Annotated in this window: 30 protein-coding genes, 1 tRNA gene and 1 pseudogene; 14 read left to right on the top strand and 18 right to left on the bottom strand. The window is 71.3% G+C overall.

Features of this window, described 5'->3' with window-relative positions:
* Positions 1 to 53 precede the first annotated feature (53 nt).
* The 6 genes from QHG49_RS20985 to QHG49_RS20960 all read right to left on the bottom strand — a co-directional run bounded on the left by QHG49_RS20985 (position 54) and on the right by QHG49_RS20960 (position 4,745).
* Positions 54 to 632 (bottom strand): type 1 glutamine amidotransferase, encoded by a 579-nt coding sequence (locus tag QHG49_RS20985; protein WP_236576311.1) that lies wholly within the window; start codon positions 630 to 632, stop codon positions 54 to 56.
* Positions 629 to 1,438, bottom strand: coding sequence for an acetylglutamate kinase (locus QHG49_RS20980; RefSeq protein ID WP_301490682.1), 810 nt, complete (start codon positions 1,436 to 1,438; stop codon positions 629 to 631). The genes QHG49_RS20985 and QHG49_RS20980 overlap by 4 nt, the downstream gene beginning before the upstream one ends.
* Entirely contained in the window at positions 1,435 to 2,493 is a 1,059-nt protein-coding gene (gene argC, locus QHG49_RS20975) for an N-acetyl-gamma-glutamyl-phosphate reductase (RefSeq protein WP_301490681.1), read from the bottom strand. Before argC ends, QHG49_RS20980 begins: the two co-directional genes overlap by 4 nt.
* The gene (locus QHG49_RS20970) at positions 2,490 to 3,338 is read right to left on the bottom strand and encodes a RimK family alpha-L-glutamate ligase (protein ID WP_145489023.1); all 849 of its coding nucleotides are present in this window, start codon (positions 3,336 to 3,338) and stop codon (positions 2,490 to 2,492) included. The genes argC and QHG49_RS20970 overlap by 4 nt, the downstream gene beginning before the upstream one ends.
* A 1-nt stretch (position 3,339) precedes the next feature.
* Positions 3,340 to 3,525 carry a lysine biosynthesis protein LysW gene (locus QHG49_RS20965; RefSeq protein ID WP_145489024.1) on the bottom strand — a complete coding sequence of 62 codons (186 nt, stop codon included), beginning with the start codon at positions 3,523 to 3,525 and terminating at the stop codon, positions 3,340 to 3,342.
* Positions 3,526 to 3,593: 68 nt separating this feature from the next.
* Positions 3,594 to 4,745 carry an isopropylmalate synthase gene (locus tag QHG49_RS20960; RefSeq protein ID WP_301490678.1) on the bottom strand — a complete coding sequence of 384 codons (1,152 nt, stop codon included), beginning with the start codon at positions 4,743 to 4,745 and terminating at the stop codon, positions 3,594 to 3,596.
* Positions 4,746 to 4,977: 232 nt separating this feature from the next.
* Here QHG49_RS20960 and QHG49_RS20955 point away from each other — a divergent pair, with 232 nt between their 5' ends.
* Both QHG49_RS20955 and QHG49_RS20950 read left to right on the top strand, forming a co-directional pair.
* Positions 4,978 to 6,126, top strand: a complete 1,149-nt coding sequence (locus QHG49_RS20955; RefSeq protein ID WP_159702017.1) for an acyl-CoA dehydrogenase family protein — start codon at positions 4,978 to 4,980, stop codon at positions 6,124 to 6,126.
* Between the two features lie 29 nt (positions 6,127 to 6,155).
* Positions 6,156 to 7,520 carry an acyl-CoA dehydrogenase family protein gene (locus tag QHG49_RS20950; RefSeq protein WP_301490677.1) on the top strand — a complete coding sequence of 455 codons (1,365 nt, stop codon included), beginning with the start codon at positions 6,156 to 6,158 and terminating at the stop codon, positions 7,518 to 7,520.
* Between the two features lie 90 nt (positions 7,521 to 7,610).
* Here the strand turns inward: QHG49_RS20950 and QHG49_RS20945 are convergent, their stop codons facing one another.
* Both QHG49_RS20945 and QHG49_RS20940 read right to left on the bottom strand, forming a co-directional pair.
* Positions 7,611 to 8,300: a response regulator transcription factor gene (locus QHG49_RS20945; protein ID WP_159702023.1), complete on the bottom strand. Its 690-nt coding sequence runs from the start codon at positions 8,298 to 8,300 to the stop codon at positions 7,611 to 7,613.
* Between the two features lie 407 nt (positions 8,301 to 8,707).
* Positions 8,708 to 9,358: a ScbR family autoregulator-binding transcription factor gene (locus QHG49_RS20940; protein WP_301490676.1), complete on the bottom strand. Its 651-nt coding sequence runs from the start codon at positions 9,356 to 9,358 to the stop codon at positions 8,708 to 8,710.
* 114 nt (positions 9,359 to 9,472) lie between these two features.
* Here QHG49_RS20940 and QHG49_RS20935 point away from each other — a divergent pair, with 114 nt between their 5' ends.
* A complete protein-coding gene (locus tag QHG49_RS20935) occupies positions 9,473 to 10,402 on the top strand; it encodes a ScbA/BarX family gamma-butyrolactone biosynthesis protein (RefSeq protein ID WP_301490675.1) in 930 nt (309 codons plus the stop codon).
* Positions 10,403 to 10,490: 88 nt separating this feature from the next.
* On the opposite strand, the gene QHG49_RS20930 is transcribed toward QHG49_RS20935, so the two are convergent.
* Positions 10,491 to 11,255, bottom strand: coding sequence for a glucose 1-dehydrogenase (locus QHG49_RS20930; RefSeq protein ID WP_301490674.1), 765 nt, complete (start codon positions 11,253 to 11,255; stop codon positions 10,491 to 10,493).
* A 180-nt stretch (positions 11,256 to 11,435) separates the two neighbouring features.
* Between QHG49_RS20930 and QHG49_RS20925 the strand changes: the two genes are divergently transcribed.
* The 3 genes and pseudogenes from QHG49_RS20925 to QHG49_RS34140 all read left to right on the top strand — a co-directional run.
* Positions 11,436 to 12,089, top strand: a complete 654-nt coding sequence (locus QHG49_RS20925; RefSeq protein WP_301490673.1) for a carbonic anhydrase — start codon at positions 11,436 to 11,438, stop codon at positions 12,087 to 12,089.
* Positions 12,090 to 12,204: 115 nt separating this feature from the next.
* Complete coding sequence (locus tag QHG49_RS20920) at positions 12,205 to 12,651, top strand: hypothetical protein (RefSeq protein WP_145489036.1); 447 nt, start codon at positions 12,205 to 12,207, stop codon at positions 12,649 to 12,651.
* Positions 12,652 to 13,072: 421 nt separating this feature from the next.
* A pseudogene (locus tag QHG49_RS34140) lies at positions 13,073 to 13,228 on the top strand (UDP-N-acetylglucosamine--N-acetylmuramyl-(pentapeptide) pyrophosphoryl-undecaprenol N-acetylglucosamine transferase); the annotation flags it as partial.
* Here the strand turns inward: QHG49_RS34140 and tgmC are convergent.
* The 5 genes from tgmC to QHG49_RS20895 all read right to left on the bottom strand — a co-directional run bounded on the left by tgmC (position 13,219) and on the right by QHG49_RS20895 (position 16,694).
* The gene (gene tgmC, locus QHG49_RS20915; protein ID WP_159702035.1) at positions 13,219 to 14,361 is read right to left on the bottom strand and encodes an ATP-grasp peptide maturase system methyltransferase; all 1,143 of its coding nucleotides are present in this window, start codon (positions 14,359 to 14,361) and stop codon (positions 13,219 to 13,221) included. The pseudogene QHG49_RS34140 and the gene tgmC overlap by 10 nt on opposite strands.
* Positions 14,358 to 15,320 (bottom strand): ATP-grasp ribosomal peptide maturase, encoded by a 963-nt coding sequence (gene tgmB, locus QHG49_RS20910; RefSeq protein WP_301490671.1) that lies wholly within the window; start codon positions 15,318 to 15,320, stop codon positions 14,358 to 14,360. The genes tgmC and tgmB overlap by 4 nt, the downstream gene beginning before the upstream one ends.
* The gene (gene tgmA, locus QHG49_RS20905; protein WP_159702041.1) at positions 15,320 to 15,592 is read right to left on the bottom strand and encodes a putative ATP-grasp-modified RiPP; all 273 of its coding nucleotides are present in this window, start codon (positions 15,590 to 15,592) and stop codon (positions 15,320 to 15,322) included. Before tgmA ends, tgmB begins: the two co-directional genes overlap by 1 nt.
* 67 nt (positions 15,593 to 15,659) lie before the next feature.
* Positions 15,660 to 16,010, bottom strand: coding sequence for a hypothetical protein (locus tag QHG49_RS20900; protein ID WP_145489044.1), 351 nt, complete (start codon positions 16,008 to 16,010; stop codon positions 15,660 to 15,662).
* Between the two features lie 225 nt (positions 16,011 to 16,235).
* Positions 16,236 to 16,694 (bottom strand): hypothetical protein, encoded by a 459-nt coding sequence (locus QHG49_RS20895; RefSeq protein ID WP_145489048.1) that lies wholly within the window; start codon positions 16,692 to 16,694, stop codon positions 16,236 to 16,238.
* Positions 16,695 to 16,815: 121 nt separating this feature from the next.
* On the opposite strand from QHG49_RS20895, the gene QHG49_RS20890 reads away from it, so the two are divergent.
* The 4 genes from QHG49_RS20890 to QHG49_RS20875 all read left to right on the top strand — a co-directional run bounded on the left by QHG49_RS20890 (position 16,816) and on the right by QHG49_RS20875 (position 18,407).
* A complete protein-coding gene (locus QHG49_RS20890) occupies positions 16,816 to 17,652 on the top strand; it encodes a helix-turn-helix transcriptional regulator (protein WP_301490669.1) in 837 nt (278 codons plus the stop codon).
* On the top strand, positions 17,649 to 17,843 hold the full coding sequence (locus QHG49_RS20885; protein ID WP_301490667.1) for a DUF397 domain-containing protein: 195 nt from the start codon (positions 17,649 to 17,651) through the stop codon (positions 17,841 to 17,843). The genes QHG49_RS20890 and QHG49_RS20885 overlap by 4 nt, the downstream gene beginning before the upstream one ends.
* On the top strand, positions 17,840 to 18,031 hold the full coding sequence (locus tag QHG49_RS20880; RefSeq protein ID WP_301490665.1) for a DUF397 domain-containing protein: 192 nt from the start codon (positions 17,840 to 17,842) through the stop codon (positions 18,029 to 18,031). Before QHG49_RS20885 ends, QHG49_RS20880 begins: the two co-directional genes overlap by 4 nt.
* A gap of 124 nt (positions 18,032 to 18,155) precedes the next feature.
* Complete coding sequence (locus QHG49_RS20875; RefSeq protein WP_301490663.1) at positions 18,156 to 18,407, top strand: hypothetical protein; 252 nt, start codon at positions 18,156 to 18,158, stop codon at positions 18,405 to 18,407.
* Positions 18,408 to 18,478: 71 nt separating this feature from the next.
* On the opposite strand, the gene QHG49_RS20870 is transcribed toward QHG49_RS20875, so the two are convergent.
* Positions 18,479 to 19,870: a cystathionine beta-synthase gene (locus QHG49_RS20870; protein ID WP_145489056.1), complete on the bottom strand. Its 1,392-nt coding sequence runs from the start codon at positions 19,868 to 19,870 to the stop codon at positions 18,479 to 18,481.
* A 158-nt stretch (positions 19,871 to 20,028) separates the two neighbouring features.
* On the opposite strand from QHG49_RS20870, the gene QHG49_RS20865 reads away from it, so the two are divergent.
* The 3 genes from QHG49_RS20865 to QHG49_RS20855 all read left to right on the top strand — a co-directional run bounded on the left by QHG49_RS20865 (position 20,029) and on the right by QHG49_RS20855 (position 23,638).
* Positions 20,029 to 21,048, top strand: a complete 1,020-nt coding sequence (locus tag QHG49_RS20865; RefSeq protein WP_201300578.1) for an SGNH/GDSL hydrolase family protein — start codon at positions 20,029 to 20,031, stop codon at positions 21,046 to 21,048.
* Positions 21,049 to 21,329: 281 nt separating this feature from the next.
* Positions 21,330 to 22,550, top strand: coding sequence for an acetyl-CoA C-acetyltransferase (locus QHG49_RS20860; protein ID WP_159702056.1), 1,221 nt, complete (start codon positions 21,330 to 21,332; stop codon positions 22,548 to 22,550).
* A gap of 308 nt (positions 22,551 to 22,858) precedes the next feature.
* Positions 22,859 to 23,638: a hypothetical protein gene (locus tag QHG49_RS20855; protein ID WP_145489060.1), complete on the top strand. Its 780-nt coding sequence runs from the start codon at positions 22,859 to 22,861 to the stop codon at positions 23,636 to 23,638.
* Between the two features lie 185 nt (positions 23,639 to 23,823).
* Here QHG49_RS20855 and QHG49_RS20850 read toward each other — a convergent pair whose 3' ends face one another.
* Positions 23,824 to 24,135, bottom strand: a complete 312-nt coding sequence (locus QHG49_RS20850) for a hypothetical protein (RefSeq protein ID WP_145489062.1) — start codon at positions 24,133 to 24,135, stop codon at positions 23,824 to 23,826.
* A 99-nt stretch (positions 24,136 to 24,234) separates the two neighbouring features.
* Between QHG49_RS20850 and QHG49_RS20845 the strand changes: the two genes are divergently transcribed.
* Entirely contained in the window at positions 24,235 to 24,465 is a 231-nt protein-coding gene (locus QHG49_RS20845; RefSeq protein ID WP_145489064.1) for a DUF4287 domain-containing protein, read from the top strand.
* 77 nt (positions 24,466 to 24,542) lie between these two features.
* On the opposite strand, the gene QHG49_RS20840 is transcribed toward QHG49_RS20845, so the two are convergent.
* Positions 24,543 to 25,427, bottom strand: a complete 885-nt coding sequence (locus QHG49_RS20840; protein ID WP_159702059.1) for a Bax inhibitor-1/YccA family protein — start codon at positions 25,425 to 25,427, stop codon at positions 24,543 to 24,545.
* 191 nt (positions 25,428 to 25,618) lie between these two features.
* Positions 25,619 to 25,705: transfer RNA gene (locus tag QHG49_RS20835), tRNA-Leu, on the bottom strand.
* Between the last annotated feature and the right edge of the window lie 267 nt (positions 25,706 to 25,972).

Below are 25,972 nucleotides of genomic sequence, written 5' to 3'. Positions count from 1 at the left end.
TGCCGAGTCCTTGCCTACGTGGAGGTGGTGAGGGGGGAGGGGCCGTGCGCGTGTCACTGGTACAGCTCGGCGAAGCCCCGCAGGATCTCCAGGCCGTCGCCGCGGAATTCCAGGTGCGCCTGCGAGCCGAGGATCCGGCCGTCGTCGGAGCGCAGGAACTCCACGGGCGCGTGCTCGGAGCGGCCGATGGAGCGGAAGCCGGCGGGGGCTTCCCGGAGGTAGAGGGTGTGCCGGTGGAAGACGGTCACGGTCGGCTTCACATGGGTGAACAGCGGTTCCTCCTTGTCCACCCGTACCTCGTAGCCGCCGACCCGCTGGGGGCCCTCGGCGAGCCGGCCGCCCGCCGCGACCGCGAGGATCTGCATGCCGCCGCAGATCCCGAAGACCGGGACGTCGGCGGTCATGACGAGGTCGACGAGCGGCCTGTAGTGATCGCGGTCGTAGGCCCGCACCTTGGTGCCGCTCAGGACGATCGCCTGGTAGCGGCCGCCGAGCCGGTCCGGCACGGACGCCGCGTCGACCGCGTCGGTGTCCGAGCCGAGTTCCTCGAAACGCTTGCGGAGCTGTTTCAGCGACAGCGTTCCGTTGTTGACGACGAGTACCCGGGACTGCGCCACGCGCTTGCTCCTCATGGTCGGGTGATGACGGTGCCGGTGCGGGCGGCGAGCAGGTCCGTGACCGGCGCGCTGCCGATGACGACGCGCGCCACGCCCGCTTCCAGGGCCTCGCCGGCGGCGCGCAGCTTCTTGCGCATGCCTCCGGTCGCGCCCTTGTCGCGGAACTCGGCGGCGGCCCGGGCCGTGATCCGGCGCACCGGTTCCCCGTCGATCAGCAGGTGTTCGACGTCGGTGACCAGCACCAGGTCGGTGGCTCCGGCCGCGCCGGCGATCGCGGCCGCGGCCCGGTCGGCGTCGGTGTTGACCTCCTGCCCGGCCGCGTTGCGGGCGAGCGGGGTGATGAGGCAGGCGTGGCCCGGTTGCAGGTTCTTCAGCGCGGTGGGGTCGACGCCGGTGATCGGGCCGACCAGGTTCTCCAGCTTGACCAGCTGCTTGTCCCGCCACCACCAGCGCTCGCCCTCGCCCGCGCTGACGAGCCCGTCGCTGGCGAGCAGCCGTTCCGCGGTGATCCCGCGCTGTTCGAGCCGGCCGAGGACCGTCTCGCCCAGTTCGGCGCTGACCGCCTTGATGTCCTCGATGACCTCGGGCGTGGTCCAGCGGCTCTGGTTGCCGTACCGGTCGCGCAGGATCGCGGAGGGCTCCCGGTAGCGGGCGCTGAGCCTCTTCAGCGGCTTGGACCAGCCGTGCACGAGGACCAGCGGCCGTGCCTCGGCGTGCCTCGCCAGGTCGTCCCACCAGGCACCGGCGAGATCGTCGAGGCAGCTGCCGCCGAGCTTGACCACGGTCGGGGTGGCTTCGGACGCCGTTTCCGGGGCGCTCATGCGGGCATCACCGGCTGCATCGTCAGGCCCGTCTCCTCGGGCAGCGCGAACCGCTTGTTCATGGCCTGGAGCGCCTGGCCCGCCGCGCCCTTGACGAGGTTGTCGAGGGCGGCGAGGACGACGATCCGGCCGCCCTCGTCGTCGTACAGGACGCTCACGTCGCAGAAGTTGGAGCCGAGGACCGCCTGCGGGTCGGGCACCGGGATCAGCGTCTCGGTGTTCCGGCGCACCCGCACGAACCGCTGCCCCTTGTAGAAGCGCAGGTAGGCGCGCTGGAGTTCGCGGCCGTCCACCTGGTCGTCGGTGAAGGCGTAGACGCTGGCGAGCAGTCCGCGGACATGGGAGACGCCGTAGGCCGACATGGTCAGCGAGCCGACGGTGCCCGGCTTGCCGCGCTCCAGGAAGTCGCTCACCTCGGCGGCGTGCCGGTGCCCGGTGGGGGCGTACGGGGCGATGGCGCCGTTGCGCAGCGGGTGCAGGTCCGGCACCCGCAGTTGCAGGCCGCCGCCGCTGGAGCCGCTCTTGCCGTCCACGACCACGGTCCTCAGGTTCAGCCCGAGGCCGAGGGTCAGCGGGGCGAGCCCGAGGGTGATCGCGGTGGCGTAGCAGCCGGGTACGGAGATCAGCGGGGCGCCGGCCAGCTGGTCGCCGACGAGTTCCGGTACGCCGTAGACGAAGCGGTCGGCGAGTCCGGCCGGCCGGGTGGCCTTGGGGTACCAGCGTTCGTGCCGCCGGGGGTCGCGGATGCGGAAGGCGCCGCTCAGGTCGATCACGCAGGGGACGCGGTCGGCGAGGAGGGCCGCGAGTTCGGCCGAGACCGGGGCGGGCGTGGCGAGGAACACCACGTCGCAGCGTTCGGCGAGGGCGTCCGCGGTGACGCGTTCCACGACCAGGCCCAGGTCGAGGCGGAGCCCGGGGTGCAGTTGGGCGGGGGTCCGGCCGGCGCTGGAGTCACCGCCGAGGAAGGCCAGTTCGAGTTCGGGATGCTGGCTCACCAGCCTGATCAGTTCACCGCCGGCGAGCCCTGAGGCGCCGACGATTCCCACGCGGATCATGCGAATATCTCCTGGAGGTGACGGGCGATGGCCGCCGGGATGTCCGCTCCGGTGACCGCTGCCACCCCTCGCCAGGCGGGGGCGTGGTTGACCTCGTTGACGAGATGGCCCGTCGGCGTCCTGAAGAGATCGACTCCGTAGATGCCGTCGCCGAGCTGGTCCACGACACCGTCGACCAGTTTCTGCACCTCGGGGTCGTGGGTGAGGGCCCGGCTCTGGTTGCCGAGCGCCGCGTTGCTGCGCCAGTCGGCCCCCGCGCTCTCGAACTCGGCGGCGGCGACGATCTCCCGGCCGACGACCAGGCAGCGCACCGAGCCGCCGCCCAGGTACGGCTCCACCAGGCAGGCCTGTTCGAAGGCGTGGCCGAGGTCCTCGACGTAGTCGTAGACGGACTGCGCCAGATCGGCGTCGCGCACCAGGGTGACGCGTTTGCCCATGCCGCCGTAGACGGGTTTGAGCACCACGGGCAGGCCGAGGTCGTCCAGGGCCCGGGTGAAGTCCTTGCGGGACAGGGCGAGCCGGAACTCGGGCACCGGTACGCCCGCCGCGCGCAGCAGGGCGCGCAGCACCAGCTTGTTCTCGCAGGCGTGGATGGCGGTGGCGGAGTTGAGGACGGGTACGCCGCTCGACTCGGCCAGGGTGGCGAGGAGGCCGCCCCGGGTGTAGCTGCGGCTGCGGACCAGCAGGGCGTCGTAGCCTTCGATGGAAGAGGTTCCGGGCTCTCCCAGGCACAGGGACTCGTCGTTGATCCAGTCGATCCGGAGCCCCAGGTCCGGTGCGCGGCGGATGAGTTCGCGTTCCTCCCAGCCGACCCGGTCCGCGACGATGGCGACTCTCAGGGTCATCTCACTGGCCCCAGTCGCGCAGCTGGACCTCGACCATCTGCAGGGACAGCCGGCCGTCCCGTATCTCCTCCACGCGCAGCGTGAGCATGCACTCGGGGCAGGAGAGGGTCTCGCCCCGGACCATCGGGGGCACGGTCAGGTCGGTCTCGCACTCGGGGCAGTCGCCGGTGAGGGTGGCGGTGGACATGGGTCAACTCCTGGTTCGTCGTACGGGATCGGGTGGGGCATGGCGCCGGGGCGGGGCTGGTGAGGGGGTCAGGCGGCCTGGAAGTCGACGGCGGCCTTGCGGATCGTGTCCCGGTCGAGCAGGGGGGATCCGTCGCGTTCCTGCCGCTCGGTGAGCCAGGGGGTGAAGGCGTCGAGGTCGACGGAGACGCCCGAGTCGGCCAGCGCCCACGCGACGAGCGCCGTGGTCAGACGGGTACGGACGCGCAGCCCGCGGGCGTTGCCGACGAGTTCGGCGGGCAGCGTCTCGTACGCCTCCGGGTGGGTGAGCTGGCCCGGCAGTTCGTAGGCGAAGGCGTGCGGGGTGGTCGGGCCCGACTGGAAGGCGTCCCCGAGGCCGGCGCCGCGCAGCGCGACGCGCGACAGCTCGGTGAGGTGGCTCAGGTCGAAGCGGGTGTCGTCGTGGATGACGCGCAGTGAGGTGAGCAGTTCGGCGAGCGGGGCGTTGCCGCCGCGTTCCCCGATGCCGCCGACGGTGGCCGAGATCCACTGCGCGCCCGCGCGGACGGCGGCGAGGGAGTTGGCGACGGCCATGCCGAGCATGTTGTGCGAGTGGATCTCGATCTCGGAGCCGTCGATCGCGGTGAGGTTCCCGATGACCGCCTCCATCTGCCAGGGCGACAGATACGCGACGGTCTCGGCCAGCCGGAACCGGTCGGCGCCCGCCTCGAAGCCGGCGGTGACGTAGGGGACGAGGCGCTCCTCGGGCGTGCGGGCGCCGTCCTCGCCGCTGAAGGTGACGTGGAAGCCGCGCTCCTTGGCCTGGGATATCGCCGAACGGGCCAGGGTGTGCAGGAACTTGGCGCTGGACGAGCCGAGCTTGAGCTGCGCGTGCTGCTCGGAGGTCGGGATGGAGTACATGATGTGCCGCACACCCAGGCGCTCGGCCTCGTCGAGTGCCTGGGCGACCTGCCGGCGGTCGCGCACCACGACGAGCGTCATGCTGCGCTCCGGTCCGACGGCCTCATGGGTGGCGAGGACCAGATCGGCGTCCTTGGAGCCCGGACCGGACACCATGCCGACCTCGACGAGTTCGATCCCGGTCTTCACCAGCAGGTCCGCGATGACCGCGGCGTCCTTGAGGCCGAACTCGACGCCGGCCATGTGCGCGGAGTCCCGCAGGGTCGCGTCGGACAGCCGGGGCGGCCTCGGAAGGCTTCCCCCGTGCTCTTCTCCTGCCATTGCGTTTTCCTCCTTTTACGAGGGCCGCCCACCATGATGGTCCGGGCGATGTGAGGGGACAACGACTCCGATGTCAGAGCATTGTCAAGGACTGTGAGGGAAAGTCAGCAGCGGTCAGATCTGTGAATTCTCCGGGGGCTGGTCGAAAAATCTGCATTCCACGTCTGGAATTGTTCGAATTGTTGGCTACGGTGACCGGGCCTGTTTCCAGCAGATGGGAGTGGAGAGTTCGATGGAAATTCCGCCTTTCCCCACGGGTGCGTGGGCACGGGAACTCGCCGGCCGCGTCGCGGCACCCACCACCGCCGACCGCGACCGCGAACGGCGCTGGGACCCGCGGCTCTTCGCCGAACTGGCCGGGGCCGGACCCGCCGGACCGGGTCTCACCGGCGCCCTGGTCCCGCGCGACCTGGGCGGCGCCGGTCTGTCCGCCGCCCAGACCCTCGATCTCCTGGCCGGGCTCGGCGAGGGCGCCCGGGACCCCGGTCTCGCCCTCGCGGTCGGGGTGCACGCGGTGCTCGCCACCGTCCCGCTGCGCGCCTTCGGCAGCCCCTCGCAGCGGGAGCGGTACCTGCCCCGGATGGCGTCCGGCGAGTGGGTCGGCGCCCTGTCGCTGCACCAGACGCAGGGGGCGTCCGTCACCCCGGCCGTCAGCGCACGGCCCGCCCCGGACGGGTCGGGCCGGTGGCTGCTCACCGGCGCACTGGACCTGGTCGCGGGCGCGCCCGTGGCCCATCACTTCCTGGTCGTCGCCGCACACGGGGACGGCGGCCGGACGGCGTTCGTCGTGGACCGGTCCACCCCTCGGCTGGGCGTCGGCGAGGCAGGCCCGGACGCGATGCCGACCTGCCCCTGGGGCCGGCTGGTCCTGGAGGACTGCGCGGTCCCGGACACCGCGGTGCTGGGCGGCGTCGGCGGCGCGGCGCGCGAGGTGGAGCCGCTGCTGGCGGCGCTGGACTGGGTCTTCTCCAGCGCGCCCTGGCTCGGTCTGCTGCGCGCGCTGACCCGGGACGCCGTCGACGGCGCCCGCGAACGCCGGCTCTTCGGCCGGCCGCTCCACCACGACCAGTCCGTCCGGTTCACCCTCGCGGACCTGGCCGCGCGCTGCGAACTCGCCGACGGGATGCTCCGCCGGGCCGCCGAGCAGTTCGACTCCGGCGCCCGGCCCGCGCACCGGGACGCGGCGGCCGCCCGGCTCTTCGTGGCCGCCGCCGTGCGCACCGTCACCGACGCGGCGGCCCGGCTGTCCGGCCCGCTCGGCCTCACCGGCGACCACCTGACCGGACGGGCCCACCGCGACGGACTGTTCTTCGCCGGCACCGGAGGCGGCACCGAGGTGCTGCGCCCGGTGATCGCGGCGTCCCTGCTCGAACTCGGCTGACCAGGCTCGACACGAGGAGCGCACAGGACATGACCAGTACGACGAGCATGTACGACCCGACCGGCGCCCCCGCCTTCGCGGGCAACCCCGCGACCGAGACCGCCTCCGCATCCGAGGGCAACCCCGCGACCGAGACCGCCCCCACGTCCGAGGGCTCCCCCGCCTTCGACGGCTCCCCCGCCTTCGACGGCACCGCCGCCTTCGAGGGCATCGCCGCCCGGGCCGCGGAGACGGACGCGACGGGCCGGATACCGGCCCGGAACTGGAAGGATCTCGCCGACAGCGGCTATCTGCGGCTGTTCCACCCGCCGGAGGTCGGCGGCAGCGGCGCCGACGCCCGCACCCAGGCGGACGCCATGGAGGCGCTGGCCCGGGCCTGCCCCGGCACCTACTGGGCGGCGACCGTCTCCGCGCTGCTGTGCGGCAAGCTGATCACCACCTACGGCGACCTCCGCAGCCACGAGCCGCTGCTGCGGTCCCTGCTGTCCGGGGAGAAGCTGGCCGCCTTCGCGGTGGTGGAGCGCACGGCGGGCAGCGACGCCGGCACCTTCCGCACCACGGTCCGGCGCGCCGGGGCGCCCGGCGGCGGCTTCGTCATCGACGGCGAGAAGTCCAGGATCACCAACGCGCCCGTCGCCGATGTCGCCATCGTGCTCGCCCGCCGGGAGCGGCTGCCCGGGGACGACGGCCCCGACTGGTGCCTCGCCTTCGTGGACCTGCACCAGGCGGGCGTCGAGCGGTACGGGATCGCGCACATGGGGCTGCGCGGCATGCCGTGGGGCGGGATGGTCTTCACCGACGCCCGGGTCGCCGAGGCCGATGTGCTGCCCGTGCCGTTCGAGGAGCTGGCCGAGGGCATGGCGTGGGGCTGGCTGAAGAACTCGTTCGCCGCCATCGCCGTCGCCGAGTCCGCCCTGGCCGCCTCCGTACGGCACGCCCGTGAGCGGGTCTCGTTCGGCCGGCCGCTGGCGCACATGGAGGGCGTGCAGGCCCAGCTCGCCGAGTCGCGCGCGCAGATCGACGCCGCCCGGCTGCTGGCCCGCCGGGCGATGGGCGAGCGGGCGGCGGGGCGCTCGGCGCGGGATCTGATCGCCATGCTGAAGATCTACGCCACCGAGATGGGCGTCGAGGTCGCCGCGCGGGCCGTGCAGATCCACGGGGCGACCGGTGTGACCCAGGGACACGAGGTGGAACGGCTGTACCGCGACGCCCAGATGAACGTCATCGGCGGCTTCACCTCCAACCGGCTGCGGGAGCAGGTCGCCGAGGGCCTCGGCCTGGGGCCCGCGGTCTACAGCGCCTTCGACTGGGTGGCACCGGCCGGTCTCGGCCAGGACCCGGCGGGACTCGACGGACCGCCGCACCCGGAGGAGACGGCGCGTCAAAAGCCGTAGGGCGAATCGAATCACGCCGCCGCGGGTCCGTATCCCTTTCCTGGGTCCGGGCCCGCGGTGGCGATTCCGCGGTGTTCGCCGGCCGTGCCGTCAGCCGTGCCCCATGCGGTAACCGACACCACGGACGGTGATGATCCAGGAATGGGCGCCGAGTTTCGCCCGCAGGCTGCGTACATGGGTGTCGATGGTGCGGCTGGAATCCGCCCACGTGGTTTCCCATACCCGTGCCATCAATTCTTTTCGGGAAATGACGCTCTCGGGGGTCGCGGCCAGGGTGCGCAGTAATTCGAACTCCTTGGCGGTGACATTCAGCGGCCGTCCGTCCAGACGGACCTCACGCGTTCTGCTGTCGATGCACAGCGGGCCGAGGGAGAGCGGCCGGGACCGCTCCGACCGGGGGCGGGCCCGGCGCAGTACGGCCTCGATGCGCGCCAGCATCTCGCGCTCCCCGCACGAGGTGACCACGCAGTCGTCCGCCCCGGCCTGGAGGGCGAGGACCCGGTCCAGTTCGGTGTCGCGGGCGGTGACGGAGATGATGGGCTTGTCCCCGGCCTCGCGTATCGACCGGCAGACCTCCAGACCGTCGATGTCGGGAAGATCGAGGTCGAGCAGGACCAGGTCCGCCTGCTGATGGGCGCTCAGCGCCTCGGCACCGGTGTCGACGCTCCGCGCCTGGAACCCCTGCCGGCGCAGCCCGCGCACCCTCGCCTCGGCCCCGCCGACATCGTCGCCGACCACCAGCACGCGAGTCGTGTCCGGTTGCGCAGCGTGCCCTGCCATCGCTCCCCCTCCTACGCATACGCGCCAGTCTTCCCTTGATTAAAAGAACACACGTCCTGTTTTTTGTACAGCCGCACATGCGGAGCAGGGCGGGGCAAACCGGGGCGGAACCGGCGCATATTCCTGTCACAGTACGCCGAGAGGGGTAACAAATCCGAAATTTGCGCTATTTCGGATGCTCGAAAACAGGACGCCTAACACGTACACTCGCTCGAAAGCACCCACTCGGGGGGTCCGGGCGGCTGGGGCTGTGAGGTCACACCCTTGTCCGCAACTGGGTGATGGCTGGCGTTCGACTCATCCGTCACAGCACGGTACGGGGGTACACGAATGCAAATCGATCGAGGTTTGAACGCAGCGCGGCCCCGGGTGGGGACCCGGAGCCGCCGATCTGGACCGGCCACGTGTCACCCGTGGCCGGCAGCCTCCTGTTCGTCGCTCTCCCGCAGGAGCCGCTCCGCCCGGTAGGGCGACAGGTCGAGCTTGGCCAGCACCGCCGGGGTGACGATGCTGGGCAGCAGCAGCTGGTACAGACCGGCTATCTCCTCGGCCAGGCTCAGCTTCTCCTCCAGGACCTCCGTCACGAGCTGCACACCGGTCCACGCGCCGACGAACACCCGGGACACGGCCGCGGGGTCGGCGTGAGCCAGCAGCTCACCACTCTCCTTGGCCTCGGTGAGCAGTTCCCGCCCGAGTGCCACCCAGTCCGGCCACCGCGTCCCGAACAGCCGCCGCGCCTTGGGGTCGACGGCCAGCCGGATGGCGGCGTGCAGTACCGGCTCCCTGGGCAACCGGTGGGCCAGCAGCAGTCCGAGATCCACCCATTCCTGCAGTTTGAACGACTGCGGGCTGAGCCCTTCAGTGGTCACGGCCTCGTCCAGCACGGCGCGCGCCATGTCCTCCTTGGAGGCGAAGTGGAAGTACAGGGCCCCTCGGGTCAGTCCGGTCCGCTCGACTAGCGCGGCGATGGTCGCGGCGTCGTACCCGACCTCATTGAACAAGCTCGCCATGTTCTCCAAGATGAGTTTACGAGTGCGAATCGCGCGATCCTGCCTCACCACCCGGCACCTTCCAGCAGTCCGTAGATCTGTCGTCTGTCACTCACTGAAGGGCCACCTATGAGTAACCGAATGCCCGTTACTTTATCAGCGCAACTCACTCGAGCGAACTCCATGTCACGACTGAGGACGCTGTGCGACAGGCGGGAGGCCCTGCCGGGTGCCGTCGATGTCGGGCGTCCCGCGCCTCGCGGCACCGGTCCCAGACCGGAACTGGGCGAGTACATCCACCTCAGACACGCCCCGGCGATCCTCGTCGGGGCGTGGCGCCAGGAGGGGCCGGACAGCTTCACCGTGACCGCCCGCTGGCCCGGGCACGGCGGCCCCGGCACGTACGACCCCCGGCTCCTGACGCAGACCATCCGGCAGAGCGGACTGCTCGTCGCGCACGCCGAGTACGGCGTGCCGACGGGGCATCAGGCGCTGCTGAGCAACCTCGACATCACGGTGCGGCCCGGCTTCGAGGCCCCCGAGGTCTCGGACCTCGACGTCGACATCGCGGTCACCCGGCCCGAGAGGCGCAGCCTCGGCATGGAGTTCCGGATCCGGCGGGACGGCGTCACCGTGTGCCTGGCGAACACGAAGTTCAGCTGGGTGGCCCCCGCGGTCTACCGACGGGTGCGCGGCCCGCACTCCACCGTCGACTGGGGCGGGTGGCCCCTGCCCGAGCCCGTCGACCGCGGGCTGACCGGACGGGCCGACGACAGGGACGTGCTCCTGGCGCCCGGAACGGCCGGCCACCGGTGGCGGTTGCGCGCCGACGTCTCCAACACCCTGCTCTTCGACCACCCCGTGGACCACGTCCCCGGTCTCGTCCTCCTGGAGGCGGCGTACCAGGCGGCCCACGCCGCGGCGGGCCCGAAGCCCCTCGAACTCACGGACGTCGCCATCGGCTACGAGCGGTACGTGGAGTTCGACGAGCCGTGCTGGATCGAGGCCGAGTGGCTGCCCAGCCTGATGCCCGACTGGTTCGCCATCGCCGTCACCGGGCACCAGGGCGGAGAGGTCGCCTTCCAGGCGCAGTTGAGGGGGCTGCGGCCGTAGCCGCGGGCCGGGGCGGGTGCGGGTGCGGGTCGCGAGGCCCGCCGCCCGTGCCCGTGCCCGTGCCGAGGGGACGCCGGTGGTGCCCGGGTCAATGATTGGCGAACCCTCCGTCCACCGGCAGGACCGTGCCCGTCAGGAAGGGGCAGCGGTCGCTGAGCAGCCAGGCGGCGGCCTCCGCGATCTCCTCCGGCTCGGCGGTACGGCCCTGCGGGGTCAGGGAGTTGACCATCTGCTCCAGGCCGGGGTTGCGCGCGAACCAGTCGACGGTGATCTCGCTGCGCGTGGTGCCCGGGGCGACGGCGTTCACCCTGATGCCCCGCGCCGCGTACTCGTCGGCGGCCGCCCTGGTCAGGCCGACGACCGCGTGCTTGGAGGCGATGTACGGCGCGGCGGCGGGGATGGCCACCAGGCCGGCCACGCTGCTGTTGTTGACGATCGCGCCGCCGCCGCGCGGCAGCATCGCGGCTATCTCGTGGCGCAGGCAGTTCCACACGCCCCGCACGTTCACGTCCATGATCGTGTCGTACACGTCGTCGGTCATCAGGTGCAGCGGAGTGCGGTCCCCGCCGATGCCCGCGTTGTTGAACGCCCCGTCCAGGCGCCCGTACCGGGCGACGGCGAGGTCCACCGCGCGGCCCGCGTCGGCGGCGACCGACACATCGCCCACCACGTACGACGCCTCGGCCTTCCTGTCCTGTAATTCGCTCACGAGTGCCGCCAGCCGGTCCTCTCTTCGGCCGGTCAGCACCACCGTCGCGCCCTCTCCGCTGAACACCCTCGCCGCCGCGGCACCGATGCCGCTGCTCGCGCCGGTGATGAGGACCACCTTGTCTGCCAGAAGCTCGCTGTCCATGGCGCGCAGTCTCTCAAGGGGGCGGGGACCCCACCGGAACGTCCGGATGTCGGCCAAGGGGCGGTATCGGGGCGGCGATGATCCGGCGCGGAAACGGCCAAGTGTCGTTAAATCGCCACCCAGAGTGATGGGTCGCGTGCCTACGGTGAACACTACTGGCACGAACACCGAGGAAGCGTCATGGCCACCCCCCACCGGGCCTTACGGACGCCGACCGCGCCCGCTCCCCGTCCGCCCTGTCCTCCTTTTCCCGCCCTCGTCCCCCCACCCGAAGCGGACGAGCCGCGGCCGACCGCGGTCGCCGTCCTGGACGAACTCCTGGCCGGCAACGCCCGCTCCACCGGTGGCCTCGCCCGGCAGCCGTACGTCCGTCCCACCGGGCGGCGGCCGTGCGCGGTGGTCATCGGCTGTGTGGACGCGCCCGTTCCGCCGGAGCTGGTCCTCGACCAGCCGCTCGGGGAGCTGCTGTGCGTGCGTACCGCCGGGCTGGTCCTGGACGAGGCCGTGCTCGGGTCCGTGCAGTACGGCGTGCAGGAGCTCGGCGCGCCGCTCGTGCTGGTCCTCGGACACGAGCGGTGCGCCGCGGTGGCCGCCACGCTGGAGCGGCTGCGCACCGGGGCGCCGGTGCCGGGCCATCTGGAGCTGCTGGTGGAGGAGATCGCCCCCGCCGCCCGCCGCACCCGGAACCGGCCGGGCGACTGGGCGGAGCACACCGTGCGGGCCCAGACCACCTGGGTGCGGGACGCGATCCGGGCCGACCCCGCGTTCGGGGCGGCGCGGGTGGTGGCCGCGCGGGTGGACGACGGGACGGGGCTGGTGTCGCTGCTGCCCTGAGGCCGCTCCGTCCTGAGGCCGCTCCGTCCTGAGGCCGCTCCGAGGGGTTTGCGCCACCTCGAATGGGGGGCTTTCCCCAGTGTGGTGGGGGGCCGGTGTTTTCTAGGGTGAGGGCATGAGCGCACGTGACCCGCAGGACGTCGGACTCAAGGGCGACGCCGAGCTGCGGAAGGACCTCGACGCGACCGTCCGCGCCCGCCGGGACCTGGGAGAGGAGTACGACTCCGCCCTGGTCGAATCCTTCCTGGAGAAGGTCGAGCAGCGGCTCGACGGCGCGGTGGACCGGCGGGTGCGGCGGCAGGTGGCCGAGCAGCAGATGGCGGCCGCGCGCGGCACCGCCGGCCGCCGCAACCCGGTGGACTCCTGGGGCGAGAGGTACGGCTTCGCCCTGCTCACCCTGGTCCTCGCCATCCCGCTGTCCGCGATCGCGGGGGCCGGCGCGGGACTCGCCGGAATGGTGGTCACCTGGCTCGGGATCGTGGGGGTCAACGCGGCCCAGGTGATACGCGTGCACCCTCAGCTGCTGTCGGGGCGGTCCCGCCGGTCCGGCCGGGACGTGTAACCCCGCTCACCGCACACGGAACAGAGCGAAAAAGATTTGCGCGGGGACCGCCGCACCCCCGTTGCCGGGGGGCGGGACGACGGCGGTCCCCGCGGGGGACGCGAGCCGGGTCAGGGCCGAGCCGCGCGTCCTTGGCGTCCATGGAGGTCCGGGAGCCGCTCCGGAAGTCCGTGACGCCGACAACCCCTAATCTGCCGGACGCGTGTTAAGAGGGTGCTGCGTGCACGTGACACCCTCGTACCACTTACGCGGCGAATCGAACGGCCCCGGTCACCGCGAGTTCGCCGAGGTCAGGGACCACACCCATGGCACCGGCCCCCACCTGCGCGGACCGATCCCCGGCGCGACGGACATGTGGCGTGGATTCGCGGGAGGGCGCAGGGGGCGGGGCGGCGCACCCACTACCGTGGCAGCTCGTCCGATCTCTGTTTCGCCGAGGAGCAGCCCGACGCACAGCGCCCCTTTCCGCCTCGTCGTCACGGGCGGCGGGACCGGTGGACACACCTACCCCGCGCTGACCGCGGTGCGCACGCTTCGTCGTGGGCGAGGGAAGGGGATCGACGCCCGTCAGATCGGCAGGTACCAGCCGGGGCCGTCCTCGGTGGCGAGCCACACCCGCTGGCCGGCGGCCGAGACGGTGATTCCGAAGCCCTCCTGATGAGGTTCGCCGGCAGCCTGCCAGCGCCGCACGGCCTGTTCGACCCGGTCCCACAGCCGGACGGGCCCGCGTTGTACGACGGTCCACTCGCCGTCGGGGCCAAGGGCCGTCCGGGCCTGTGAACCGGTGGACACGTCCCAGAGGATCTGTTCCGGTCCCGCCCCCATGCGTTCGGCCGAAGGTGCCGCGAGCTGTGCGACCCAGCCGCCGGTCCAGTCGTCGAGCCTCGCGGGGTCGATCCGGCTCGGGCGCTCGTCCCCCGGCAACAGGACCAGCGTCGGACGAGGCGGCCGGTCGTGCGGCCGGGCGATCATGAAGCTGGTACAGCCGGGCAGGAACCGGCCCATGGCCTCCCCGGGGCCGGTCACCTCCAGCAGCGCGAGGGCGTTGGCGTAGCTCCACCCGGACAGCGTGACCAGGATCTTTCCGCCGGGCTTCACCTGGTGCAGCCACGACAGCGGGACGTACCGGACCGAACACGTGGCGATGAGCCGGTCGTACCGGCCCCCGTCCGGGTCGCCGCGCAGCCCGTCGCCGATGATCAGCCGGGGCGCGAAGCCGGCCGCCTTGAGCGCGGTGGCAGCGGCGCTGGCCACCACCGGGTCGTACTCGACGCTGGTGAGGCCGGCGTCGCCGAGACGGTGTGCTCCGAGAGCGGTCGAGTACCCGGTTCCGGTGCCGATCTCCAGTACCCGGTGCCCGGTCTCGACACCGAGTTGCTGCCACATGCGCAACACCAGCGAGGGCAGGGTGGACGACGACGAAGGGGAACCTGTCACGGTCCCCTCGGTCGCGTCGTCGGGCCTGGTGCGGCCGTCGAGTTGGGTGATCAGCGTCTCGTCGGAGTAGACCCCCTCCAGCCATCCGGGCTCGCCCTCTCGCACGGGGCGGTACCGGGTCGGGACGGTGCCCGCGACCGGCCTGAAGTAGGAGCCCGTGAACAGCTCACGGGGAACCGCCCCGGCGGCGCTGCGCCATTCGGGTTCCATGGACGGAGCGTCCTCGCTGAGCCTGTCCACCAGGGCGGCGCGTAGCCGAGTCGCTGTGCTCACGTGTCGGGGCCTTTCTCCAACTGGTCCGCGATGGCACGGGCGATCGCCGCGGTGGTCTCCGCCGGCTGCCACGCCCACTGGCCGTTCGGGTTGCACTCAAGGAAGTACCAGTCACCGGTGGTGGACACGGCGAAGTCGAACGCGCCGTAGACCAGATGGAGTTCGGCGAAGTAGACGGCGACCGCACGGGCGACCGGCTCCGGTAGGTCGACCGGTGTACACGCCATCAGGTCCTGCCGATGGCGCCAGTCGAGGTCGGGGCTGTCGATCCGGACTCCGAACAGTCGGCCGCCTACGACGGTCACCCGCGCGTCGAACGCCTTGTCCACCCTGGCCTGGAACAGGTGCGGGCAGACGGACACGGCGTCGGTGATCTCGACTCCGCGCACCTCCCGGACCCACACGCTGTGTGGCTGGTCGTCCACGCGGTAGGGCGTGTTCCACACCGGCTTGTAGACCACGCCGCCGGGCTGACGGGCGGCGAACGCCCGTGCCTCGTACGGGTCGTTGGTGATCAACGTGCTGGGCACCAGGAACCCGCAGCGTCGCGCGGTCGAGAGCTGCGCGGGCTTGAACTCGGCGGCTCGGTTGCGCCAGGGGTGATTGACGTAGTGCGCGCCCGGCAGGGAGGCGAGGATGCCACCCGCGCCCCACCGCGCCTGTTCGGCGGCGAACCGGCGGTCCCGCTCCCGCAACCCCTGCGGCCCCTCGTAGGGCGAGGGTCTGCGCACCCAGACGGACCGGACCCGGCCGGTGTCGAGTTCCCGGCTCGCTGTGCGCAGGACGCCCCCCTGACCGCTCGTACGGTACGTGGCGGTCAGCGAGGAGCCCGTGTGCAGGTCGGTGCCGGGGTCGAGACGGACCACGGGAACCCGGCGATCGGCGAGAAGCCGCAACACCAGGTCCGCCGTCACATCACGGGGGTTGGTCAGCACCAGTACCGGCCTGCTGTCACTCATCAGTCGGAACTCTCGTCCTGGTCGTACGACTCGGTGCTGTCCGCGTCGGTCGCGCCGTCCGGTCCGGAGCCGTCACCGGGGGTGGTCATGGTGGGCGTCAGGCCGTTCGTACTGGTGCCGTGCTTGCCCCATTCGACCGACCGGCCATGCCCGTCCACGATGACGGCGATCTGCGTCTCGGGATCGATCACGGGCATGTACCGCGGGGCCGTGACGGTGGCCGCGTACGGCCCCATGCGCCGCGTGCCCCACGGGGCGGGTGGCTGTGTCATCTGTGCGCGTCTCCGTTTCCTGGTGGTGCCGGGTATGTTTCGGCCGACGGCCGGATCGAGAGGCTGGTCACAGGATGAGTCGGTCGGCTGCCTCCTGGATGGCGGCGTCGTCGGGGTCGGCGTACTGCCAGTCGCAGCGGCCGGGGTGTTCCTTGAAGAGGGTGCAGCCCGTGGCCAGGGGGGCCGGCCTGTTCATGCAGCACTCGATGTCCTCGAACCACTGCTCCGACGCCCCGTCGCGCCAGCACACGAAGACGTCGGAGTCCGGGGCCGTGCTCGCGCCGGTGCGGAGGAACGCCGCGTGGTGGTCGTGCGGAACGTCTTCGAGCAGGCACCGCAGCGAGCGGGACAGCGCCCAGTCGATCTCCGCGTGCGGGGAAGGGATCTGCTGCGCGAGGGCGAGGACAGCGTCGTCCAAGCCGGTCGTGGCCTTACATCGGAACATCGTGGGCTCCCGGAGGCGAGGGCGATGACGGGTAACTGCTGAGAAGGGGGGCGCTGGTCCCACCGCGATGCCTCGGGCATCGGCACGGCGGCCACGCGCTGGAGAATTCCGGCGCCTTGAGGGGGGTCACCTCGTGCTCCTGCCGCACGACGTGCCGGTGCCCCTGGCGGTCCACCCGGTACACGGCGAGGGTCATCGTCAAACCTTGATCACCCTGGCCCTGACGCCGGCCTCGACCGTGAGGATCAGTTCCTCCACGTGCTCCAGCCCGAGGCCGTTGCGGAACGTGAGGCGCGGTCCCCAGGCCGTCTGGATGACATCCACGTCGACCAGCCAACCGGCCTCGCTGAAGGCGCACTTCAGCCTGGCCAGCATGTCGTCCGGCCGCAGCCCGCACGCCGCGGGTCCCACCGGAGCGCCGGTCGGGAACTCGGAGGGGTACCGCTGCCGCAGGGCCAGTCCGTCGAGCAGCAGGCAGAGAAGGGCACGCCCCTGCCGTACGTTGCAGTCACCCAGTCGGATGACGAAATCCCGGCTCTCGTTCGGGGCCAACCGGGCGTGGAACTGGGGGAGTTTGATGGCGGCCTCGTTCAAGACCGCCGTGAGCGAGTTGGTGATCTCCGCGACCTCGATGGCCATGCTGGTGTGGGGGTGCATCGCCCAGCCTTTCTCAACCACTCCTCTGTGTAGCGGAATCGCTACCGTGCGGGTTCAGAGTGACCTACAGTGGAAACCCCTTCAACTGGTCAGGCTGGAACGGAAGGACGTCGTACGACCCTTGAACCGCAAGGAGTTGAACCCCGACGCCTCGCCCCAGGCGGCCTTCGGGGCACGTATGCGCAGCAAGCGCGAGACGCGCGGCTGGACCCAGGAGGATCTGGCCACTCTCACGGAATATTCCAGCGTGCATATCTCGGCCATCGAAACTGGTCGGAAGCCTCCAACCCTTCGCTTTTCGCGTAGTGCTGACAGGGCGTTCGGCATCGCGGACACGTCGGAGTCGTTCGAGCGCGAGTACCGCGAGATCAAGCACGGCAATCTGCTGGAGGGCTTCCCGGAGTACATCAAGTACGAGGGGAGGGCCGCGGAGATCCGGCTGTACGAGATCGGAATCGTCCCCGGACTGCTCCAGACACCGGAGTACGCACGGGTGCTGGCGAACAGCGCGGTGCGTCGAGGCGCCATCACGCCGGAACAGGCCGATGAGCGCGTCGCGTTCCTGGCGGAGCGGCAGGCCGCCCTGGAGCGGCCCCGGCCGCCCATGATCCTCGTGGTGATGGATGAGAGCTGCGTTCGCAGACTGGTCGGCGGCTCCAAGGTCATGAACGCTCAGCTTGATCGGCTGGCTCAGTTCGCCGAACTACCGAACACTGTGCTCCAGGTCGCCCCGTTCGAGATAGGAGAGCGTCGCTCGTTCAACCTGCCCATGAACTTGCTGACGTTGCCTGACCTCTCCGTCGTCGCGTACGCGGAATCCCAATTGCGAGGGCATGTGGAACGCGATACGGCAGCCGTACTGCCCCTGTTGACGGCCTACCATCAGTTGCAGGCCGAAGCTCTGCCCCAGGCGGCATCGGTGGCCATGATCAATGAGGCACGAAAGGGCACCCCGTGACGACCGACTCCCCCCGCTGGTTCACGTCCTCCTACAGCGACAACGGCGGCAACTGCGTGGAAGTCGCCACCAACGTCCCCGGCACCGTGCCCGTACGCGACACCAAGGACCGCGAGGCCGGAACTCTCACCTTCAGCGCTAACTCCTGGTCCGCGTTCGTCCAGTTCGCCTTTCGGAAGGCAGCCTCGTGACAACTAACTCCCCCTGCTGGTTCACGTCCTCCTACAGCGACAACGGCGGCGCCTGCGTCGAGGTCGCCACCAACATCCCCGGCGCCGTGCCCGTCCGCGACACCAAGGACCACGACGCCGGCACCCTCACCTTCCGCACCGACTCCTGGTCCGCGTTCGTCCAGTTCGCCTCGCACCAGCGCGCCTGACACGCCGCACGCAGGAACGGGCCCCTCCGAACGCGTCGGAGGGGCCCGTTCCTGTGCTCACGGCCACACCGTTCTGCCCTGGAGGCGAGGCACATCGACGAGTTCACACGTAAGCACAGCGGCTGTGCGTAAGTGGTGGTTCACCCTGTACCCCGAGGTGCGGCCGTCGGCTGAGCAGTCCGACCGGTTCTGCAACTCGGATGTGCTCGCCAGCGGCGAGGTCGGATGGGAGCAGGACCCGAACGGCGTGTCCTTCCCCTGCGCGGTGGCAGCGCCATGCCTGGAGGACGCCGTGACGTGGGCCGCGCGGCGACTCCGGCAGGAGACCGGGGTGCAGATCGCGCGCGTCGAGATCGAGATGAAGATGTTCGGCTGACGAGGGACTCGTACATCGCGCACAGGCACGGGCCCCCTCCCACCCGGGAAGGGGCCCGTGTCGGTCGGCTGCTACTTGCCGCCGCCCTTGGCCAGGAAGGACAGCAGGTCCTGGCGGCTGACGACGCCCTTGGGCTTGCCCTCGACCAGGACGATCGCCGCGTCCGCCGTGCCCAGCACCTGCATCAGGTCGCCGACCGGCTCACCGGAGCCGACCTGGGGCAGCGGGGCGGACATGTGCTTCTCCAGCGGGTCCTCCAGGGACGCGCGCTGGGAGAACAGCGCGTCGAGCAGCTCGCGCTCCACGACCGAGCCGACGACCTCCGCGGCCATCACGTCCGGGTGACCCGCGCCCGGCTTGACGACGGGCATCTGCGAGACGCCGTACTCACGCAGCACCTCGATGGCCTGGCCGACGGTCTCCTCCGGGTGCATGTGCACGAGGGAGGGGATGGTCGCGCCGGACTTGTCGTTCAGGACGTCGGCGACGCGGGCGCTCGGGCCCTCGTCCTCCAGGAAGCCGTAGTCGGCCATCCACTCGTCGTTGAAGATCTTCGAGAGGTAGCCGCGCCCGCTGTCCGGGAGCAGCACCACGACCACGTCGTCCGGGCCGAGCCGCTCGGCGACGCGCAGCGCGGCGACCACGGCCATGCCGCAGGAGCCGCCCACCAGCAGGCCCTCCTCCTTGGCGAGGCGGCGGGTCATCTGGAAGGCGTCCTTGTCGGACACGGCCACGATCTCGTCGGCGACGGTGCGGTCGTAGGCGGTCGGCCAGAAGTCCTCGCCGACGCCCTCGATCAGGTACGGCCGCCCGGAGCCGCCCGAGTACACGGAGCCCTCCGGGTCGGCGCCGATGACCTGGACCTTGCCGTCGCTGGCGTCCTTCAGGTAGCGGCCGGTGCCGGAGATGGTGCCGCCGGTGCCGACGCCCGCCACGAAGTGGGTGATCTTCCCCTCGGTCTGGTCCCACAGCTCCGGACCGGTGGAGTGGTAGTGCGACAGCGGGTTGTTCGGGTTGGAGTACTGGTCGGGCTTCCAGGCACCGGGGGTCTCGCGCACCAGGCGGTCGGAGACGTTGTAGTACGAGTCCGGGTGCTCGGGGTCCACGGCGGTCGGGCAGACGACGACCTCGGCGCCGTACGCACGCAGCACGTTGATCTTGTCGGTGCTCACCTTGTCAGGGCAGACGAAGATGCACTTGTAGCCCTTCTGCTGGGCCACGATCGCCAGACCCACGCCGGTGTTGCCGCTGGTGGGCTCCACGATGGTGCCGCCGGGCTTCAGCTCCCCGCTCTCCTCGGCGGCCTCGATCATGCGCAGGGCGATGCGGTCCTTCACGGAACCGCCCGGGTTGAAGTACTCCACCTTGGCCAGGACGGTCGCCTGGATGCCCTTGGTCACGTTGTTGAGCTTCACCAGCGGGGTGTCGCCGACGAGGCTGATCATCGAGTCGTGGAATCGCACCGTTGTCTCCGGTCGCTGCAAAAAAGTGGTCGTAGTGGTGCCGTCAGCCTACGGCCCCCGGAACGGCCCGGGCGGTCGTTCACTCCCCGTCGAGATTGGCGCACGCCCTGTACGGGGCAAGGAGTGGGTGTACGGCTACGAGGAGGTGGCGGCGACGCATGACGAACATGTCGAGGGCGCGGGTGGCCCGGCGGATCGCGGCCGGGGCGGCGTACGGCGGGGGCGGGGCCGGGCTGGTCGGAGCGGCCGCGGTCGGGCTGCTGCTCGCGGAGGTGCGGCTGGCCCGGCGCCATGTGGGCAACGGCGCCGCCGAGCGGGTACCGGGCGCGGAGGGGACGTACGGCCGGGTGTTCGACGTACCCGGTGAGCCGCCCCTGCGCCTGGTGATGCTCGGCGACTCCACGGCCGCGGGGCAGGGGGTGCACCGCGCGGGGCAGACCCCCGGCGCGCTGCTGGCCTCCGGGCTCGCGGCGGTCGCGGAACGCCCGGTGGAGCTGCGGAACGTGGCGCTGACCGGGGCGCGGTCCGACGATCTGGACCGCCAGGTCGCGCTGGTGCTGTCGGCCGGGCCGCCCGCCCCGGACATCTGCGTGATCATGATCGGGGCGAACGACGTGACGCACCGGATGCCGCCGACGCGTTCGGTACGGCATCTGTCGGCGGCCGTACGGCGGCTGCGCACGGCCGGCGCGGAGGTGGTGGTCGGCACCTGCCCGGATCTCGGCACCATCGAGCCGGTGCAGCAGCCGCTGCGCTGGCTGGCGCGGCGGGCCTCGCGGCAGCTGGCGGCGGCGCAGACGATCGGGGTGGTGGAACAGGGCGGGCGCACGGTCTCGCTGGGCGATCTGCTGGGCCCGGAGTTCGCGGCCAATCCCCGGGAGCTGTTCGGCCCGGACAACTACCACCCCTCGGCCGAGGGCTATGCGACGGCGGCGATGGCCGTGCTGCCCACGGTGTGCGCGGCGCTGGGCCTGTGGCCGGCGGAGGAGGACCGGCCGGACCTGACCCGGCGCGAGGGCTTCCTGCCGGTGGCCCGGGCGGCGGCCGAGGCGGCGGCGGAGGCCGGTACGGAGGTCACGGCCGCGATGCCGACGGGGCCCCGGGGCCCCTGGGCGCTGCTCAAGCGGCGCCATCGCCGCCGGGTCCCGGAGCCGGAGCCGGCGGCACCGTCCTCCTGAGGGCAGGCGCCGGGCGGGCGAGTGCGCCGTATCCTGGCCTCACCCGCCCGCCGCGCCTCTGGACCCCGCCCGGCGCAGGTCCGGCGCCCGCCCGTACGGCCGATGGCGTCCGGGCGGCCCACCGACCGGCACCCCGCCCCGCCCGCCGGAGGCGCCCGGCCGCCAAAGCAAGCGCTTAGAAACTGCGGTCAGTGTCACACCCCGACACCGATGACCTGTCAACTACGGGCGGGTAACTTCCAGACCGGCCCTGCAACAAACCCCGTTCATCTGGAGCCCCGATGCCCGAAGCCGTGATCGTCTCGACCGCCCGCTCCCCCATCGGCCGCGCCGGCAAGGGTTCGCTCAAGGATCTGCGCGCCGACGACCTCGCCGCCACGATCATCCAGGCCGCGCTCGCCAAGGTGCCCGAGCTGGACCCGACGGACATCGACGACCTGATGCTCGGCTGCGGTCTGCCCGGCGGCGAGCAGGGCAACAACCTCGGCCGGATCGTCGCCGTGCAGATGGGCATGGACCACCTGCCCGGCTGCACCATCACCCGCTACTGCTCCTCCTCGCTCCAGACCTCCCGCATGGCCCTGCACGCCATCAAGGCCGGCGAGGGCGACGTCTTCATCTCGGCCGGCGTCGAGACCGTCTCGCGCTTCGCCAAGGGCAGCTCCGACAGCTTCCCGGACACCCGCAACCCCTTCTTCGCCGAGGCCGAGGCCCGCACCGAGGCCGTCGCGCGGCAGGAGGGCACCAGCTGGCACGACCCGCGCGAGGACGGTCTCGTCCCGGACGCGTACATCGCGATGGGCCAGACCGCCGAGAACCTGGCCCGCTGGAAGGGCATCACCCGCCAGGAGATGGACGAGTTCGGCGTCCGCTCGCAGAACCTCGCCGAGCAGGCCATCGCGGCGGGCTTCTGGGAGCGCGAGATCACCCCGGTCACGCTGCCCGACGGCACCGTGGTCGGCAAGGACGACGGCCCGCGCGCCGGCGTCACCATGGAGGGCGTCTCCGGCCTGAAGCCGGTCTTCCGCCCCGACGGCCTGGTCACCGCCGGCAACTGCTGTCCGCTCAACGACGGCGCCGCCGCCCTCGTGATCATGAGCGACACCAAGGCCCGCGAGCTGGGCCTGACCCCGCTCGCCCGCATCGTCTCCACCGGCGTCTCCGCCCTCTCCCCCGAGATCATGGGCCTCGGCCCGGTCGAGGCCAGCCGGCAGGCGCTGCGCCGGGCCGGTCTGACCTCCGACGACATCGACCTGGTCGAGATCAACGAGGCCTTCGCCGCCCAGGTGATCCCCTCCTACCGCGAGCTGGGCTTCGACCTGGACAAGGTGAACGTCAACGGCGGCGCGATCGCCGTCGGCCACCCCTTCGGCATGACCGGCGCCCGGATCACCGGCACGCTGATCAACTCCCTCCAGTGGCACGACAAGCAGTTCGGCCTGGAGACGATGTGCGTCGGCGGCGGCCAGGGCATGGCCATGGTCATCGAGCGCCTCAGCTGACGCGGCCCGCGCGCACCGGCTGACCAACCGTCCGTAGCGAATCGGGCACCTTACGTCAGGGATCGGCCCAGAACCCGCAAAACCACCGGGTTCTGGGCCTTTCTGTGATCCAATCTCCCCCAGGATGTGACCTATCTCCCCCGACTCGGGCATCGGCGCAGGTCAGCACCGGACGGCACATCGCCGAAGGTGGCCGCGAGGCCAAAGAACTGTCCGTTTCGTGACGTTACGCACTGACAGCTGGGTAGTCCGCCCTTCAAGCTGATGTAGGAAGTCGGGGGTCGACTTTTGAACCTGGGAGTACGTCAGTGAGCGCCATGCCGATCGCCCTGCTGCTCACCACGGCCGCCACGGGCGCCGTGGGCGTCGCCGTCCTGCGCACCGTGCTGAAGCTGCGCCGCCAGCTCACGGAGCTTCAGGCACAGCTCGCGGAGAACCAGTCCGCGGCGATGCACGCGCTGCTGCCGCACGCCCGCAGTCACGCCGACACCGAGCGGATACGCGCGGCCGTGGCCGAGGCGCTCGCCGAGGAGCGGGAGCGGGAACTCGCCGAGGCGCGTGCCTTCTGGGCCGCGCAGGAGGCCCGGGACGCCTCCGACGCGCCCTCGGTGCTCGGCCTGTCCGACCACGAGCCCTTCCTGCCCCGGGCGTCCGACTTCGCGGGCCTGGAGCCGGTGGCGGAGTCCGCCGCCGACGCCGACGAGTTCGCCGGGGAGTCCCCGGAGCTGGCCGCGGCCCGCCGCCGGCACCCCTCCCACCCGGACTTCGTCCCGGCCCAGTCGGCCGCGGGCGACCACGAGCGCACGGCCACCACGCTGGAGCACCTGGCCGACGAGCGGGTGGAGCTGTCCGATGTGCGCCCCGGACCGCTGGGCACCCTCGACGTCTATGTCTTCGCCGACGGCACCACGCTGTGCATGACGCCGGGTCACCGGGAGACGGCCGAGCGGCTCGCGCGGGCCGTGGAGGCGGGCGACGCGCCCTATCTGCTGGGCGGTTCGGGCGTCTCCGGCGCCTACACGCTCACCTTCGCCTGCGGCGAGGACATGCTCTACATCCTGGCGGACCGCGTCATCGCGTCCCTGTAGCGGACCGCGTCATCGCGTCCCTGTAGCGGACCGCGTCAGCGTGACCCGGTAGCGGACCGCGTGCGTGACCCGGTAGCGGACCGCGTCAGCGTGGCCCTGTGGGCGGGACGGCGCCGGCTCTGACGGCGCCTCGGCACCCGGGCGCGTTCCAGACCTGGCGGGGCGCTCAGAACCTGGCGGGGCGCTCAGACCCCTGCCCGTCCCCGCGCCTCCTCGACCAGCCGCACCGCTTCGCCGACCTCGTCGTCGTTCCTCAGCACCAGCGCCAAGTCGTGCGCGGCCACCACGATCTGGTCCGCCACCGCGAACATCCCCGCTTCCGGCATCTCCCGCGGCTCGGTGCCCGGCTCCTCCACCGCCTGCGCCCGCCGGGCCAACTCCCGGGCCAGCTCCAGCGCCGCCCCGGCGGCGCTGCGCTGGAGCCTGCTCTGCGGCGCGGCACGCAGCCGGTCGGCGAAGTGATCCACGGCTTGGGTCAGGGGTGTCGTATCAACCACGCGCCGAGCGTAACGCGCCGCACTGTTGCCAAGAGGCGCACCCTCGGGCACGGTGACGTGAAGGACCGGCCCACATCCCCTTTGCGCCCGGAGGTGCCGATGTCCCAAGTCTTCTCCCAGGAGACCCATCGCAACATGCTCGCCCGCATCCCGCACTGCACCGGTCGTGAGGTCTCCGACTGGCTGCGCACCGTCGAAGAAGGCCCCGCCCTGTTCCGCTTCGAGGAGAAGGTCAGCTGGCTGCGGCACGAGTACGACCTGGCGTACGGCCACGCCAAGGCCATCGTGCACGAGTACGACCTGCGCAGGGCGGCCCGCAAGCTGCTCTGAGACACCCGCCCCCGGACGGCGAAGGGCCCCGGACGGGAAGCCCGGGGCCCTTGCCTGAACTGCGCGCCGTACGCGCGCTAGTCGTTGTTGGTGAAGATCGCCACCAGTCGCAGCATCTCCAGGTAGATCCACACCAGGGTGACGGTGAGACCGAACGCGGCGAGCCAGGACTCGTTGCGCGGCGCGCCGTAGGCGATGCCGTCCTGGATCTGCTTGAAGTCCAGGGTCAGGAAGAACGCGCCGAGCAGGATCGCGATGATGCCGACGACCGCGCCGAGCGGACCGAAGCTGCGCAGGCCGCCGTCCTCGGCGACACCGAACACGACCAGCAGCAGATTGACCACCATGACGGCCATGAAGGCCATCGCGATGGCGAGACCGATGCGGGCGTAGCGCGCGGTGACGCGGATCCAGCCGGCCTTGTAGACCAGGAGGGTGGCGCCGGTGACGGCCATGGTGCCGAGCACCGCCTGGAAGGGGGCGCCCTGCCAGCGGCTGTTGTACATCTCGCTGATGACGCCGAGGAAGACGCCCTCGAAGGCCGCGTATCCGATGATCAGCGCGGGCACCGGGGTGCGCTTGAAGTTCTGGACCATCGCCAGGACGAACGCGATCAGCGCGGAGCCGACGGCCAGGCCGTAGCTCGTGGGCGAGACCGGCAGCAGGGCCCAGGCCAGGACGGCGCCCAGGACGACCGTACCGAGCGTGAGGGCCGAGCGGACGACGACGTCGTCCATCGTCATCCGGCCGGTGGCGGCCGGGGCCTGCGGCGGGGCGCCGTACTGGACGCCCGGCTGTCCGTGGCCGCTGTGCGCGTACGGGTTCTGGCCACCCTGTGCGTAGGGGTTCTGCGCGTACGGGTTGCCGCCTGCGTACCCGGCCTGCGGTGCGGCGTTGAAGCCGGCGTAGCCGTTGTCGCGGCTGAAGCCCCGTCGCGAGAAGACCGGGTTGCTGCTCCTCATCTCACTCCTCCATGGCTGCCTCGCGCAGCCTTGGCTCAAGCGTAATGGATTGGCAAAGGATCGATCGTGCTACCTGAGGAGGATCTTTCCCCTGCCGTGTTGACCCACACGCTACGCGGAGGAGTGCGTCCCGGCCATGGGTGATCGTCTTCTATGACGAACTTGCTACCCGACCGAACGATGGAGTGAGGTGGTGCCCGGAGCCGGACTTGAACCGGCACGCCCGCGAAGGGGCAGCGAGGTTTAAGCTCGCCGTGTCTGCATTCCACCATCCGGGCAGGCCATGGGCTCCGCTTCGAGGGTCCGAGCCTATCGGGACGCATCCCCCGAACAGCGGAACGTCGGACCGATGTTGTCTTATTTTATTGACGTCTGAGGGTGCATCAGACCACGGAACTCGCCATCCGCACTTGCCAGTAGCGTGACGTGACGCATGTGCACCTGTATGTGAAATGACGGAATTTCACCGTCCAAAGAAGGGCGCTCCCCCTGTTCTTGGTGCCGGGGCTCCCTCGCGGGCCTCAGGGGCCGGGGTCCTCCCCAGG

This window comes from Streptomyces sp. WP-1 (genome assembly GCF_030450125.1).
Classification (GTDB): domain Bacteria; phylum Actinomycetota; class Actinomycetes; order Streptomycetales; family Streptomycetaceae; genus Streptomyces; species Streptomyces incarnatus.
Note: the sequence above shows the minus strand (reverse complement) of the source record. Positions and strands in the feature narration are given on the sequence as shown.